Genomic DNA, 14,884 nt, shown 5'->3' on the forward strand with positions numbered 1-14,884 from the left:
CTAGCCGTCCAAGGGGATGACGGCCGAAACCGTGGTGCCCGATCCGGGTTCGCTCGCGACGGTCAGTTCGCCGCCGAGCGCGCGGACCCGGTCACGGAGGCCGTACAGCCCGGAGCCGCCGCCGATGTCGGCCGTGCCGGTGCCGTCGTCGTGGACGTCCACCCGCAGGCCGTCGTCCTCGACGCGGATGCACACGCGGACCTCCCCCGCCCGCGCGTGTTTCAACGCATTGGTGACCGCCTCCGAGACGACGAAATAGGCCGTCGCCTCGACGGCGCCGCTGAGCCGCGGCACGTCCGCGCCCGCGAGATCGACGGTGAGCGGGACGCGGTCCAGCAGTGACCGGACCGCGGGGATCAGCCCGGCTTCGGTGAGGATCGCGGGCCGGAGCCCGCGCGCGAGTTCGCGCAGTTCGGTGACCGTGGCCTGCAGTTCGTCGATGGTGCTCCTCAGCAGGGTCGCGACGGCGGGGGTGAGTTCGCCGCCGAGCCGTCGCTCCGCCATCCGCAGCAGCAGGACGACACTGACCAGGCGTTGCTGGGCGCCGTCGTGCAGATCCCGCTCGACCCGCCTCCGCTCGTCGTCGGCGGCGGCCACGATGCGGGCACGGGAGGCTTGGACCTCGACGAGGCGCTCCTCCAGTTCGGCGGCGAGCCGCTGGTTGTCCAGCACCAGCCCGGCCGCCGCGTTGAGCGCGTCGATCGACCGGCTGTCCTTCCACACTTCGTCGTCCTGCACGAGCGCGGCCAGCCCCGAGCCGTCGCGTTCCAGCAGGAGCCGGATCATCTCCGCGTTGCCGACCCGGGCCCGCAGCACGCCGATCAGGAACGTCAGCGGCCACAGGCAGAACGAGATCCGGTAGACGTCCAGCAGCGGTCCGGACAACGGGTGCCCGGAGCCGAGCGCGTTGCCGACCGTGGTGCTCAGCGCGCCGACCACGGCGATCGCGAGGACGGGGGAGAGCAGTCGCCGCTGCGGAATCCGTCCGGTGAGCCAGCGGTAGAGCAGCACCACCACGACCCCGCCGCCGATCAGCGCGCCGACGAGCTCCAGCAGCCGTTTGACCAGCTGTTCGGCCTCCGGCGACGCGGCGACCGCGGCGAGGTTCTTCGGATCGTCGTTGACCAGCAGGCCGAGGACGGCCGACCCGAAGACCACGGCGTACGCGGAGAAGGCGAGCACCCGTTCGGAGCGTGACCGGAGCTTCCCGTGCGGGAAGGCGAGCACCAGATGCGCGATCACCGGGCTCGACGCGGCCGACAGCGCCAAGCCCGCCGTATGTATGAGCGGGTCTTCGGCGAACTGCAGGTCCTCGGCGAACAACGCGAGCCCGGCCAGCGCGATGAGCAGCCCGATGGGGTTCGAGGTGCGGCGCACGTGCGCGACGGCGCCGGCGAGAAGGAAGAGGAACCCCGTCGCCGTGGACAGGGTGGTGTCGAGCACGGTGTGCGTGCCGTCGGCGATCTTGAGCGTCGACGCGACGACGCCCATGCCGATCCCGGCGGTCAGCACGCCCGCCATCGCGACGGTACGAGGGTGCGTCACCACTAAGCGTGATTCGCCCGTTCGGCCCGATCCGTTACACCGGTCCTGAAATGTGGAACAGGAGTTCCGCCTGGTGTCAAGGATTCTCAGCATCTTTCCCGTCATTCGGATGGCGATGCAGGCACGTGGGTGAACATGCGACTCTCGCGCCACCACCCGAGCCGAGTCGTATCCTCCGAAAGGCGACCTTCCGTGCGCACCCACCACAGAACCCGCTTGCTGGCCGCGGCCTTCGCCGCCCTGACACTGGCCGGCGGGATCGCGGGGTGTTCGCGTGCGGACAGCGGCGCCGCTCCGGCGGAGCAGAAGAGCCAGGGCGCCGCGGCCGAGGTGCGCGTCGGGTACTTCCCCAACGTGACGCACGCGCCCGCGCTGATCGGGACCAAGAACGGCTTCTTCGCCAAGGAACTCGGCTCGACGAAGCTCACCACCCAGACGTTCAACGCCGGACCCGAAGAGGTCAACGCGCTGCTCGGCAACTCGCTCGACATCGCGTTCATCGGCTCCGGCCCGGCCATCAACGCCTTCACCAAGTCCAAGGGCGCCATCCAGCTGGTCTCCGGCGCGGTCACCGGCGGCGCCCAGCTGGTCGTGAAGCCGGAGATCACCACGCCGGAGCAACTCGCCGGGAAGAACATCGCGACGCCGTCGCTGGCGAACACCCAGGACGTCGCGCTCAAGAAGTTCGTCGCCGAGAAGAAGCTGTCCGACGTCAAGGTCACGAACCTCGACAACCCGAAGACGTTCGACGCCTTCAAGAAGGGCGAGCTCGACGGCGGCTGGCTGCCGGAGCCGTGGTCTTCGCGGCTCGTGCTCGACGCGGGCGCGAAGGTCCTGCTGGACGAGAAGACGCTGTGGCCGGAAGGCAAGTTCCCGACCACGGTCGTGATCGTCCGCAGCGAGTTCCTGCAGCAGCACCCGGAGACCGTCACCGCCATCCTCAAGGGTGAACTCGCCGCCATCGAGTGGGCGAAGACCAACCCCGTCGAGGCGAAGAAGGTCGTCAACGGCGAGCTCAAGGCGCTCGCGGGCAGCACCCTGAGCGAGGCCGTTCTCGATCGCGCGTTCTCCGGCATCGAACTCGGCATCGACCCGGTGGCGTCGACCTTCACCCAGCTCGCACAGGACTCGGTGACCGCGGGCGTGGTGAAGTCTGCGGTGGACCTCAAGGGGTTCGCCGATTTCGGCCCGCTCAACGCCGTGCTTTCCGAGCAGGGCAAGCCCGGCGTGAACGCGCCCGGGCTGACGAAGTGACCGGAGGGGATCAGCGATGACGACCACCTTGGAGCCCGGCCTGTCCACCGGTGTCGCCGTGCGCCTCGACGGGGTGCGGAAGGCCTTCGGGCCGACCGGCCGCGCCGTCGTGGCCCTCGACGGGATGGATCTGACGGTCGCCCCCGGCGAGTTCGTCTGTCTCCTCGGCGCCTCCGGCTGCGGCAAGAGCACCCTGCTCAACCTGGTCGCCGGGCTCGACCGGCCGACGTCGGGCTCGATCACGCTCGAGACCTCGCGGCCCGCGGTCATGTTCCAGGAGGCCGCGCTGATGCCGTGGCTGACCGCGGCCCGCAACGTGGAACTGCCGCTGCGCCTCGCCGGTTTCGGCCGGTCCGAGCGTCGCGAAAAGGCGGCCGAACTGCTCGAACTCGTCCGCCTCGGCGGTGCGGGCGACAAGCGGCCGCACGAGCTGTCCGGCGGGATGCGGCAGCGCGTCGCGCTCGCCAGGGCACTGGCCGCCACCCTGCGCGTCGGCGGTGACCCGGAGCAGTCGCTGCTGCTGATGGACGAGCCGTTCGCCGCGCTCGACGCCATCACCCGCGACGTCCTGCAGGGTGAACTGCTGCGCGTCTACCGCAGCACCGGCACGTCGGTGCTGTTCGTGACCCACGACGTCCGAGAGGCCGTCCGGCTCGGCCAGCGGGTCGTGCTGCTTTCGTCGCGGCCCGGCCGGGTCGTGCGGGAATGGCGCGACGTCCAGGCCTCCGACGCCGAAGAGCTGACGCTGGAGATCACCGGTCACCTCCGGGAGGTGATCAGTACCCATGCCGCGGCTTGACCGCCCCGCAACCGCGGCGGAAGACGCCGACGAGGCCGTCGGCGCGGGACTCGACTCGCTCGACACCCCCACCGGGGAACGCCGGGAAAGCCGGGGAAAGCGATTCTTGCGCGGCTTCGTGCCGCCGGTGGTCTTCCTGGTGTTTCTGGTCGCGCTGTGGCAGGCCCTGTGGGCCGCCGCGTTCTGGCCGGAGGCCATGCTTCCCGCGCCGCTCGCGGTCTGGGACGAGCTCGTCGGCATCACCGTCGACGGGGAGATCTTCGAGTTCGTCTGGACGTCGGTGCACCGCGCCGCGCTGGGCTTCCTGATCGGCGTGGTCATCGGGACCCCGCTCGGGCTGCTGGTGGCGAAGGTCCGGGTCGTCCGGGCCGCGGTCGGACCGTTCCTGACCGGGCTGCAGAGCCTTCCGTCGGTGGCCTGGGTGCCCGCGGCGATCCTGTGGTTCGGGCTGAACGACGCGTCGATCTACTTCGTGGTCCTGCTCGGTTCGGTGCCTTCGATCGCCAACGGCCTGGTCGCCGGCATCGACCAGATCCCGCCGATACTGCCGCGGGTGGGCCAGGTGATGGGCGCGAGCAGGCTTTCGTCCGCGCGGCACATCCTGCTGCCCGCCGCGCTGCCCGGATTCCTCGCCGGGCTCAAGCAGGGCTGGGCGTTCTCGTGGCGTTCGCTGATGGCCGCCGAGCTGATCGCGCTGTCGCCGGCGCTCGGCAAGGGACTCGGCGCCTACCTGCACGAAGGCTCGTCGTTCAACAGCATGGAGGCCGTGATGTCGGCCATCTTCCTGATCCTGCTGGTCGGCGTCGGTATCGAGCTGGTGCTGTTCCGGCCGCTGGAACGGTCGGTCCTGCGGGCACGGGGGCTGACGGCCTCGCTTTAGCGTTCACCTTCCGGAGGTGGCAAACCTACGACACCGTAAGTTACGGTGTCGTAGGTAGGCGTTTTCCGTACCCTGGAAGGACGAAACGCATGGCGGTCCCCGAAACCACCCGGCTGATGCTCGAGCTCGAGGGGACGGTGGAGGAGAACCTCAATCGGCATCTCTCGGTCGCCAAGGAATGGATGCCGCACGAGTACGTGCCCTGGGACGAGGGCCGTAACTTCGCCGATCTCGGCGGTGAGGCGTGGGATCCCGAGCAGTCCCGGGTGTCGCCGATCGCGCGGACGTCGTTGGAGGTCAACCTCCTCACCGAGGACAACCTGCCGAGCTACCACCGTGAGATCGAGCGCGCTTTCGGCCGCGACGGCGCGTGGGGCACGTGGGTGCATCGCTGGACCGCCGAAGAGGGCCGCCACGGGATCTGCATCCGCGACTACCTGCTGGTGACGCGCGCGGTGGACCCGGTCGAGCTGGAGCGGTCGCGGATGCAGACCATGGAAGCCGGGTACGACAGCGGCGACAAGGAACTGCTGAACGTCTTCGCGTACGTGTCCTTCCAGGAGCTGGCGACGCGGATTTCGCACCGCAACACCGGCAAGTACACGCAGGATCCGCTGTGCGAGAAGCTGCTCGCGCGGGTCGCGATGGACGAGAACCTGCACATGCTCTTCTACCGGAACCTGGTGCAGGCGTCGCTGGAGCTGTCACCCGACGCGATGATGCGCGCCATCACCGACGAGGTCGTCCAGTTCCAGATGCCGGGCGCGGTGATCCCGAGCTTCGTGCGGAAGGCCGCGCTGATCGCGAAGGCGGGCATCTACGACCTGCGGATCCACCACGACGAGGTGATCTGGCCGTTGCTGCGGCAGTGGAAGATCTTCGAGCTCGAAGGGCTCGGCGAGGTGGGGGAGAAGGCGCGGGACGAACTCGACCAGTTCCTGAAGGCCCTCGACACCCAGGCTTCGCGCTTCGAGGAGCGCCGCGCGGCCTCTGAGGCCCGCGCCGCCGCCCGAAACGCGTGATACGCCCCCAAGCACGCGAGTTACGCACTCAAACACGCGAGTTACGCCTCCAAGCACGCTGAGTCGGGCCGGCCGTGCTGGGACGGAAGGCGTAACTCGCGTGACTAGAGGGGTAACTCGCGTGATGGAAGGCGTAACTCGCGTGTTCAGAGGCGTAACTCGCGTGAAGGGCTAGCGCGAGCGGCGCGAGCCGGCACGGGTCCCCGAGGAGAAAGCGGCGGCACCGCCGCGACGGGCCGGAGCGCCGCCGGACTGGTTCCGCGAGGACTGCGACTTGGCGGCACCGGAGCCCCGGCGGGGCTGGGATTCGGCGGAACCGCGACGGGCCTGGCCGCCGCCCTTGGGCGCGCCTTCGCGACGTCCGGTGCTTTCGGCCGCGCGACGGCCTTGACCGGCGGAAGCGCCGCGACGGTCGCCCTCGGTGCGAGGCTGACGCGAACGGCCGTCGGAAGAGCCGCTGCGACGGCCACCGGAAGCGCCACGGCCACCGGCGGAGGGACCCCGGCCGCGACCACCTCGGCCGCGTCCACCGCTCGCCGGACGATCTTCGTCGTCGCCCTTGCCCGGGATGGCTTCACCGCTGGCGCTGACCCGCTTCGGCCGCGTGTCCACGATCGGCCGACGCGGCGACGCGGTGAACGAACGCTCACCGGGCGCCAGCTCCGAAAGCAGCGGGTGGCCGGGGCCGAGCTGCGTCGTGGTCGGCTTGATGCCCGCCTTGCGGGTGAGGTCACGGACGTCGCCGACCTGCGCGTCGGTCATCAGCGTGACGACGGTGCCGGACGCACCGGCCCGCGCCGTCCGGCCGGAGCGGTGCAGGTACGCCTTGTGCTCGACGGGCGGGTCCGCGTGGATGACCAGCGTGACGTCGTCGACGTGGATACCGCGTGCGGCGATGTCGGTCGCGACCAGCGTCTTCGCCGCGCCGGAGGCGAACGCCTCCAGATTGCGGGTGCGGGCCGTCTGGCCGAGGTTGCCGTGCAGTTCGACCGCCGGCACGCCGGAAGCCATGAGCTTGCGCGTCAGCTGCTTGGCGCGGTGCTTCGTCCGGGTGAACACGAGCGTGCGGCCGGGCGCGGCGGTGAGGTCGATCAGCACCGGCAGCCGGTGGGTCTCCTCCAGGTGCAGCACGTGGTGCTTCATCGTGGAGACCGGCGACTGGGCCGAGTCGACGCTGTGCGTGACCGGGTCGTGCATGAAGCGCTTGACCAGCACGTCGACGCCCGCGTCGAGGGTCGCGGAGAACAGCAGCCGCTGCCCGCGCTCCGGGGTCTCGGCCATGATGCGCCGGACGTCGGGCAGGAAGCCGAGGTCGGCCATGTGGTCGGCCTCGTCCAGCACGGTGATCTCGACGTGGTCGAGTTTCGCCTCGCCGGAGCGCATGTGGTCGGCGAGCCTGCCGGGGCACGCGACGACGATGTCGACGCCGTCACGCAGCCTGGTGATCTGCGGGTTGGGGCTGACGCCGCCGAAGATCGTGGTGACCCGGAGGCCGAGCGGTTTCGCCAGCGGCAGGAACGACGCCTCGATCTGGGTCGCCAGTTCGCGCGTCGGCGCCAGGACCAGCGCACGCGGGCGGCCGGGGCGGCGGCGGGTCGGGCCTTCGGCGAGCCGGGCGAGGACGGGCAGCACGAAGCCGTAGGTCTTGCCGGAGCCGGTGCGGCCGCGGCCGAGGACGTCCCGGCCTGCCAGCGAATGCGGCAGCGTGGCGGCCTGGATGGGGAACGGGCTGGTGACGCCCTGTTCGGCGAGCGAGTCCACGAGGGTCTTGGGCAGGCCGAGTTCGGTGAAAGTAGGTGTGCTCATAAGCGTGTGGGCGCACGGGCGCCCTGGTATCTCCGTAAGGATAGGAACGGTTGTCCTGCCCGGCGCAGACCTCGGGGGGCCGCGGCGCGTGGTCTTCGACAACGAAACGCGGCCCGAGGCAGAACTGAGCGGACCGCGTCGTCCAGTGTACTGGGTCCTGATCTCCCGGGCTACGTGATATCGCCCGCACCGGTCCGGTGATGTTCGTCGGCTCGGACGAACCGGGCGCGGCGTCGCGGTGAAACGCTGGCCTGACCGGACGAAAGGGGACACGGGTGTCGAACGTTCAGGATCTGCAAGGGGTGCTCGACGAGGAGGCGCGTCGCGCGAGCGTCCCCGGCGCGGTGGTGGGGGTGACGTACCGGGGAGAGGAGTCGGTTTTCGCCACCGGTGTGTCCAGTGTGGACACCGGACTTCCGGTCGATCCCGGCACGTTGTTCATGATCGGCTCCACCAGCAAGACCTTCGCCGCGGCCGCCGTGCTGGCCCTGGTCGAAGACGGTGCGCTGGACCTGGACAGGCCGGTCGTCGAGTACCTGCCCGACCTCCCCTTGGCGGATCCGGTGGCGCGGAAGACGGTGACCCTGCGTCAGCTGCTCACGCATTCGGCCGGTTTCCTCGGCGACGTCGACTTCACCACCGGGTGGGGAGACGACGCACTGGCCCTCGCGATCGCGAAGTTCGGCGACCTGCCGCAGAACTTCCCGCCCGGCGAGGTGTTCTCCTACTGCAACGCCGGATTCCAGCTGGCAGGCCGGGTCGTCGAGGTGGTGGCGGGCGAACCCTTCGAGGACGTGGTCCGCGCCCGGCTGCTCGAACCCCTCGGCATGACCGAGTCGTATTACCTGCCGTGGGAGGTGCTCACGCGCCGTCACGCCGTCGGGCACGTGCTGCGCGACGGTGAAGCGGCGGTCGAGCACACGGTGGGCCTGACCCGCGCGGACAGCGCGAGCGGCGGGCTGTGGTCGACCGCGGGGGACCAGCTGAAGTGGGCCCGGTTCTTCCTGACCGGCGAGGCCGAGGGCAAGCCGCCGATCAGTGAAGCCACCCGCGATCTCATGCGTGCCCCGCAGCGCAAGGCCGCACTGCGGTTCGAGGAGGTCGGGCTGAGCTGGCTGCACACGACCCACGGCGCCGCCCGGCTGGTCCGGCACGGCGGCAACGTGAGCAACCTGCAGCTGTCGGAATTCGTGACCTTGCCGGAGGAGGACTTCGCCGTCACGGTGCTGACCAACAGCGCGGGCGGGTCCGCCCTGGGCGCGAAGATCGTCGACTGGTGCCTGGAGAACGTGGTCGGGCTGCCGCCGCTCACGAGCCCGCCGCCGGTCCCGCAGCCGGACATCGCCGAGTACCTGGGCCGCTACCAGACCGGCGACCTGGCGTTCGTGGTCAAGGACCGGGACGGCGCGCTCTGGGCCCAGCTGGTCGCCGACGTCGAGGGCTTCCCGTCTCCGCCGCCGTTCGAGGCCGTTTTCGTGGGCGGCGACGCGATCGCCCCCGCCGCCGACACCCGCAAGCCCACCGCGCGTTTCCTGCGGAACGACCACGGGGAGGTGACTTCGATCGAGTTCGGTGGCCGGACGGCGAAGCGAGGCGCTACGGTTACCGGGTAGTAACTTCGGCTGACCAGGAGTGACCATGAGCGAAAAGGCGACCGCGTTGTTGCTGAACCCGGGTGGGTACGACCCACGGCAGTTCGACCCGGAGACGCGTCGCCTGCTGCGTGCCACCATCGAGTGGTTCGAACAGCGTGGCAAACGCAAGCTCGTCGAGGACTACCACGACCGAACCTTCTATGCGGACTTCATCGAGTTCGCGGGCAAGGAAGGCCTGTTCTCCACGTTCCTCACTCCCGGCGCCAACGCCGAGGGGAACCCCGACAAGCGCTGGGACACCGCGCGGGTCGCGGCCCTGTCGGAAATCCTCGGCTTCTACGGCTTGAACTATTGGTATCCGTGGCAGGTCACCATCCTCGGCCTGGGCCCGGTGTGGCAGAGCGCGAACGAGGCCGCCCGCAAACGCGCGGCGGACTCGCTCGCCGCCGGCGGCGTCGCCGCGTTCGGACTGTCCGAAAAGGAGCACGGGGCCGACATCTACTCGTCGGACCTCGTGCTCACCCCGGACGGCGAGGGCGGCTACCGCGCGAACGGGTCGAAGTACTACATCGGCAACGGCAACTGCGCGCGGACCGTGTCCGTGTTCGGCCGCATCGACGGTGTCGAAGGGCCGGACCAGTACGTGTTCTTCTACGCGGACTCGGAGCATCCGAACTACCGAGTGGTGAAGAACGTCGTCCCGTCGCAGATGTACGTCGCCGAGTTCGAGCTCAACGACTACCCGGTGTCCGAAGAGGACATTCTGCACGTCGGCGCCGAGGCGTTCTCCGCGGCGCTGAACACGGTCAACATCGGCAAGTTCAACCTGTGCTTCGGCGGCATCGGGATGTCGACGCACTCGCTGTACGAGGCGATCACGCACGCGCACAACCGGGTGCTCTACGGCAAGAAGGTCACCGAATTCCCGCACGTGCGCCGGGAATTCGTCGAGGCCTACGCGCGGCTCGTCGCGATGAAGCTGTTCTCCGACCGTGCCGTGGACTACTTCCGCAGCGCGAACGCGGACGACCGCCGGTACCTGTTGTTCAACCCGATCACCAAGATGAAGGTGACCACCGAGGCGCAGAAGGTCATCGGCCTGGTCGCGGATGTGGTGGCGGCCAAGGGTTTCGAGGCCGACACCTACCTCGCGATGTCCAAGAACGACATCGACGGCCTGCCGAAGCTGGAAGGCACGGTGGCGGTGAACCTCGCGCTGATCGCGAAGTTCGTGCCCGCGTACCTGTTCGCGCCGCAGGCCTACGAGCCGGTGCCGACCCGTTCCGACGCGGCCGACGACGAGTTCCTGTTCCGCCAGGGCCCCGCGCGCGGGCTCTCGAAGGTGCGGTTCCACGACTGGCGTGAGGCGTACGCCAAGGCGTCCGCGATCCCGAACGTCGCACGGTTCACCGAGCAGGCCGAGGCGCTGGTGAAGCTGTTCACCGAAGCGGCGCCGGACGAGGCTCAGCAGCAGGACATCGACTTCGGTCTCGCGCTGACCGAGCTGTTCACGCTGGTCGTCTACGGGCAGCTGGTGCTGGAGCAGGCCGAGATCACCGGCATCGAGACCGAGGTCGTCGACCAGATCTTCGCCATCCTGGTGCAGGACTTCAGCGCCACCGCGGTGGAACTGCACGGGAAGTCGTCCTCGACCGAGGCGCAGCAGGCGCTCGCGCTGGCTTCGATCCGGAAGCCCGTCGTCGACGCGGCCCGTTTCGACCACGTGTGGTCGCTGGTGCGGGACCTCTCGGGCGCCTACGCCATGAACCCGTGAGCTGAAGGGGACTTTCCCCACATCTGACGCAGTGAAGGGCGCTTTCCCCGCATCGCATGCGGGGAAAGCGCCCTTCAGCCGCTCTACTTGCCGAAGCCGGCCTTCCGGAGCGCGTCCGCCATGGCGCCGCCGCCACCGGAGTTGCCGCCGCGGTCCCGGCCGCCACCGCGGCCGCCCTGGCCGCCACGCTGACCGCCGCCTTGACGCTGACCGCCCTGGCCGCGGTCACGACCGCCGCCGCCCTGCTCACGAGCGGGCTTGCCGGGCTCGTCGTCCAGCCGCAGGGTCAGCGAGATCCGCTTGCGCGGCACGTCGACCTCCAGGACCTTCACCTTGACGATGTCGCCGGGCTTGACGACCTCACGCGGGTCCTTGACGAAGTTCTTCGACAGCGCCGAGACGTGCGCGAGGCCGTCCTGGTGCACGCCGACGTCGATGAACGCGCCGAACGCCGCCACGTTCGTCACGACACCTTCCAGCCGCATGCCCGGCTTGAGGTCGCCGATCTTCTCGACGCCGTCGGCGAAGGTCGCGGTCTTGAACGCCGGACGCGGGTCGCGGCCCGGCTTTTCGAGTTCGGCGAGGATGTCGGTCACTGTCGGGAGACCGAAGGTGTCGTCGACGAACTCCGTGGGCTTCAGCGCCTGCAGGGTCCGCGCGTTGCCGATCAGCGAGCGGATGTCCGTGCCGGTCGAGGACAGGATCCGCCGCACCACCGGATAGGCCTCCGGGTGCACCGAGGACGAGTCGAGCGGGTCGTCGCCGTCCGGGATCCGGAGGAAGCCCGCGCACTGCTCGAACGCCTTGGGGCCGAGCCGCGCGACCTCCTTGAGCCCGCTCCGCGTCTTGAACGGACCGTTCTCGTCGCGGTGCGCGACGATGTTCTCCGCCAGCGTCGTCGTGATACCCGAGACGCGGGTCAGCAGCGGCGCCGACGCGGTGTTGACGTCCACGCCGACGGCGTTCACGCAGTCTTCGACCACCGCGTCGAGCGAACGCGACAGCGAGATCTCCGACAGGTCGTGCTGGTACTGCCCGACGCCGATCGACTTCGGGTCGATCTTCACCAGTTCCGCCAGCGGGTCCTGCAGCCGGCGCGCGATCGAGACCGCGCCGCGCAGCGAGACGTCCATGCCCGGCAGTTCCTGCGACGCGAACGCCGAAGCCGAGTAGACCGACGCGCCCGCCTCGGAGACGACGGCCTTCGTCAGCTTCAGTTCCGGGTGCTTCTTGATCAGTTCACCGGCGAGCTTGTCGGTCTCGCGCGACGCGGTGCCGTTGCCGATCGAGATCAGGTCCACCTTGTGCCGGGCGCACAGCGCGGCGAGTTCGGCGATGGACTGGTCCCATTTGTTCGCGGGCTGGTGCGGGTAGATCACGTGGGTGCCGACGACCTTGCCGGTCGCGTCGACGACGGCGACCTTGACGCCGGTGCGGAAGCCCGGGTCGAGGCCCATCGTGGCGCGGGTGCCCGCCGGGGCGGCGAGCAGCAGGTCGCGCAGGTTCGCGGCGAACACGCGGACGGCGTCGTCCTCGGCCGACTGGCGCAACCGCATCCGCAGGTCGATGCCCAGGTGCAGCAGGATCTTCGTGCGCCACGCCCAGCGGACGGTGTCGCCGAGCCACTTGTCGGCCGGGCGGCCTTCGTTGGAGATGCCGAACTTGTGGGCGATGCGGTTCTCGTATTCGGTCGGCCCGGTGCGCGGTTCCTCGGTCGGTTCCTCCGACTCCATGGTGAGGTCGAGGATCTCCTCCTTCTCACCGCGGAACATCGCGAGGATCCGGTGCGAGGGAAGCTTCGTGTAGGGCTCGGAGAACTCGAAGTAGTCGGAGAACTTCGCGCCCTCTTCGGCCTTGCCGTCGCGGACCTTCGAGGCCAGACGGCCTTCCGCCCACATCTTCTCGCGCAGTTCGCCGATCAGGTCGGCGTCCTCGGCGAAACGTTCGACGAGGATCGCGCGGGCGCCGTCCAGCGCGGCCTGCGCGTCCGCGACGCCCTTGTCGGCGTCGACGAACACCGCGGCCGCGGCCTGCGGATCGGTGTTCGGGTCGCTCAGCAGCCCGTCGGCGAGCGGCTCCAGACCGGCCTCGCGGGCGATCATCGCCTTCGTCCGCCGCTTGGGCTTGTACGGCAGGTAGATGTCTTCGAGGCGGGACTTGGTGTCCGCCGCCATGATCGACGCTTCGAGCGCCTCGTCCAGCTTGCCCTGGCTGCGGATCGACTCCAGCACCGCGACCTTGCGCTCGCCGAGTTCACGCAGGTAGCGGAGTCGTTCTTCGAGGGTGCGGAGCTGGGTGTCGTCCAGCATCCCGGTGACCTCTTTGCGGTACCGGGCGATGAACGGCACGGTCGATCCGCCGTCCAGCAGGTCGACGGCCGCCTTGACCTGCCCTTCGCGCACACCGAGTTCTTCGGCGATCTTCTGCTCGACTGTCTGCAGGCCCTGCACGCTCACTCCCACGCTCCTGAATCCGCCCTCGGGTGCTCTCGGACCCTGCATTCTGCCGCTCGTGCCGAGCCGACTTTCGTATGGCCTCCTCTAACCGAACCCTTGACAGTTGTATTGGTCTAGTCCATTTTGATGTGGCCGACATCACCCGTTCGTGGAGGCCAGTCGTGAAAGTGAAGCCCAAACACGCGTTCCTCGCCCTGCTGTCGTCACTGGCCGTGTGCCTGGGGGTGACTTTCGCGGTCTCGGGCAGTGCCTCGGCCGCCAACATCCTGACCAACCCGGGCTTCGAACTCGGGACCACGAGCGGCTGGACCTGCACCGGCACGGCCTCGGTGGTCACCACGCCGGTCCACTCGGGCAGCCGCGCGCTCAGCGCCACTCCGGCGGGTCAGGACAACGCCCGCTGCTCGCAGAGCGTGGCGGTGAAGGCCAACACCGCGTACACGCTGTCTGCCTGGGTGCAGGGCAGCTACACCTACCTGGGTGTCACCGGCACCGGGACGGGTGACAAGAACACCTGGACCCCGGGCGGCGGCAGCTGGTCGCAGCTCTCGCTGAGCTTCACCACCGGCGCGTCCACCACGAGCGTCGAGATCTACCTGCACGGGTGGTACGGCCAGCCCGCCTACTTCGCCGACGACGTGAGCCTCGACGGCCCCGGCGGTTCGCCGACCACGACGCCGACCACGCCGACGACGTCCACGAGCCCGACGACGACCACCACCACCAGCTCGCCGACGACCACGACGAGCACCCCGCCGACCGGAAACCTGCCGAAGCACGTGATCACCGGCTACTGGCAGAACTTCTACAACGGCGCGAAGGCGCTCAAGCTCGCCGACGTCCCGACGAAGTACAACATCATCGCGGTGTCCTTCGCCGACGCGACGGCGACGCCGGGCGCGGTCACCTTCACCCTCGACTCGGGTCTTTCGAGCCAGCTCGGCGGCTACACCGACGCGCAGTTCAAGGCCGACATCAAGACGGCGCAGGCGCGCGGGCAGAAGGTCATCCTGTCCGTCGGCGGTGAGAAGGGCACGATCCGCGTCGACTCCGCGGCCGCGGCCACGAACTTCTCCAACAGCATGAAGTCGCTCATCGCGACCTACGGCTTCGACGGTGTCGACATCGATCTGGAGAACGGCGTCAACGCGACCTACATGGCGCAGGCGCTGCGCAGCATCCACGCGGCGGGCGGCACGGTGATCACCATGGCGCCGCAGACGATCGACATGCAGAGCCCGGCGGCGGAGTACTTCAAGCTGGCGCTGAACGTCAAGGACATCCTGACGATCGTCAACATGCAGTACTACAACAGCGGCACGATGCTCGGCTGCGACCAGAAGGTCTACTCGCAGGGCACGGTCGACTTCCTCACCGCGCTGGCCTGCATCCAGCTGCAGAGCGGTCTGCGGGCCGACCAGGTCGGGCTCGGCCTGCCCGCGTCGGGCTCGGCGGCCGGTGGCGGCTACCAGGCGCCCGGCAACACGGTCAACGCGCTGAACTGCCTCGCGAAGGGCACGAACTGCGGTTCGTTCAAGCCTTCGACGACGTACCCGACGATCCGGGGCGCGATGACCTGGTCGATCAACTGGGACGCCTCGCAGGGCTACGCCTGGTCGAACACGGTGAGCGCGGGCCTGGCCGGCCTCCCGTGATGATCCGCTAGACCGGGGCGGGTGCCGGCGTCGCGCGGGCGGCGGCACCCGCCCCTTCCATTGCCCGCGTTTAGTCCTCTGGATGCGGTAGTTGGCAG

At 69.3% G+C, this 14,884-nt stretch carries 10 protein-coding genes; 7 read left to right on the forward strand and 3 right to left on the reverse strand.

Features of this window, described 5'->3' with window-relative positions; genetic code table 11:
• Positions 1-1,521, reverse strand: coding sequence for a sensor histidine kinase (locus tag DMH01_RS31250; RefSeq protein ID WP_125681430.1), 1,521 nt, complete (start codon positions 1,519-1,521; stop codon positions 1-3).
• Between the two features lie 216 nt (positions 1,522-1,737).
• Here DMH01_RS31250 and DMH01_RS31255 point away from each other — a divergent pair, with 216 nt between their 5' ends.
• The 4 genes from DMH01_RS31255 to DMH01_RS31270 all read left to right on the forward strand — a co-directional run bounded on the left by DMH01_RS31255 (position 1,738) and on the right by DMH01_RS31270 (position 5,500).
• A complete protein-coding gene (locus DMH01_RS31255) occupies positions 1,738-2,799 on the forward strand; it encodes an ABC transporter substrate-binding protein (protein ID WP_125681054.1) in 1,062 nt (353 codons plus the stop codon).
• A gap of 16 nt (positions 2,800-2,815) precedes the next feature.
• Positions 2,816-3,598 (forward strand): ABC transporter ATP-binding protein, encoded by a 783-nt coding sequence (locus tag DMH01_RS31260; RefSeq protein ID WP_125681056.1) that lies wholly within the window; start codon positions 2,816-2,818, stop codon positions 3,596-3,598.
• Entirely contained in the window at positions 3,585-4,478 is an 894-nt protein-coding gene (locus tag DMH01_RS31265) for an ABC transporter permease (protein WP_125681058.1), read from the forward strand. The genes DMH01_RS31260 and DMH01_RS31265 overlap by 14 nt, the downstream gene beginning before the upstream one ends.
• A gap of 89 nt (positions 4,479-4,567) precedes the next feature.
• Positions 4,568-5,500, forward strand: coding sequence for an acyl-ACP desaturase (locus tag DMH01_RS31270; protein ID WP_125681060.1), 933 nt, complete (start codon positions 4,568-4,570; stop codon positions 5,498-5,500).
• A gap of 171 nt (positions 5,501-5,671) precedes the next feature.
• Here DMH01_RS31270 and DMH01_RS31275 read toward each other — a convergent pair whose 3' ends face one another.
• Positions 5,672-7,306 (reverse strand): DEAD/DEAH box helicase, encoded by a 1,635-nt coding sequence (locus DMH01_RS31275; RefSeq protein ID WP_125681062.1) that lies wholly within the window; start codon positions 7,304-7,306, stop codon positions 5,672-5,674.
• Positions 7,307-7,581: 275 nt separating this feature from the next.
• On the opposite strand from DMH01_RS31275, the gene DMH01_RS31280 reads away from it, so the two are divergent.
• Positions 7,582-8,919 carry a serine hydrolase gene (locus DMH01_RS31280; RefSeq protein WP_125681064.1) on the forward strand — a complete coding sequence of 446 codons (1,338 nt, stop codon included), beginning with the start codon at positions 7,582-7,584 and terminating at the stop codon, positions 8,917-8,919.
• A gap of 25 nt (positions 8,920-8,944) precedes the next feature.
• Positions 8,945-10,675 (forward strand): acyl-CoA dehydrogenase, encoded by a 1,731-nt coding sequence (locus tag DMH01_RS31285; protein WP_199745695.1) that lies wholly within the window; start codon positions 8,945-8,947, stop codon positions 10,673-10,675.
• Positions 10,676-10,758: 83 nt separating this feature from the next.
• Here the strand turns inward: DMH01_RS31285 and DMH01_RS31290 are convergent, their stop codons facing one another.
• A complete protein-coding gene (locus DMH01_RS31290; protein WP_199745696.1) occupies positions 10,759-13,131 on the reverse strand; it encodes a Tex family protein in 2,373 nt (790 codons plus the stop codon).
• A gap of 161 nt (positions 13,132-13,292) precedes the next feature.
• Between DMH01_RS31290 and DMH01_RS31295 the strand changes: the two genes are divergently transcribed.
• Positions 13,293-14,786: a chitinase gene (locus DMH01_RS31295; RefSeq protein ID WP_125681066.1), complete on the forward strand. Its 1,494-nt coding sequence runs from the start codon at positions 13,293-13,295 to the stop codon at positions 14,784-14,786.
• Positions 14,787-14,884: the final 98 nt, after the last annotated feature.

The organism is Amycolatopsis sp. WAC 04182 (assembly GCF_003947465.1).
Taxonomy (GTDB): domain Bacteria; phylum Actinomycetota; class Actinomycetes; order Mycobacteriales; family Pseudonocardiaceae; genus Amycolatopsis.

Excerpts from the sequence above, each read along its gene's own strand:
- DMH01_RS31270 (WP_125681060.1), top strand. The coding sequence starts at position 4,568 with ATGGCGGTCCCCGAAACCACCCGGCTGATGCTCGAGCTCGAGGGGACG.
- DMH01_RS31250 (WP_125681430.1), bottom strand. The coding sequence starts at position 1,521 with ATGGCGGGCGTGCTGACCGCCGGGATCGGCATGGGCGTCGTCGCGTCG.
- DMH01_RS31275 (WP_125681062.1), bottom strand. The coding sequence starts at position 7,306 with ATGAGCACACCTACTTTCACCGAACTCGGCCTGCCCAAGACCCTCGTG.
- DMH01_RS31260 (WP_125681056.1), top strand. The coding sequence starts at position 2,816 with ATGACGACCACCTTGGAGCCCGGCCTGTCCACCGGTGTCGCCGTGCGC.
- DMH01_RS31265 (WP_125681058.1), top strand. The coding sequence starts at position 3,585 with ATGCCGCGGCTTGACCGCCCCGCAACCGCGGCGGAAGACGCCGACGAG.
- DMH01_RS31285 (WP_199745695.1), top strand. The coding sequence starts at position 8,945 with ATGAGCGAAAAGGCGACCGCGTTGTTGCTGAACCCGGGTGGGTACGAC.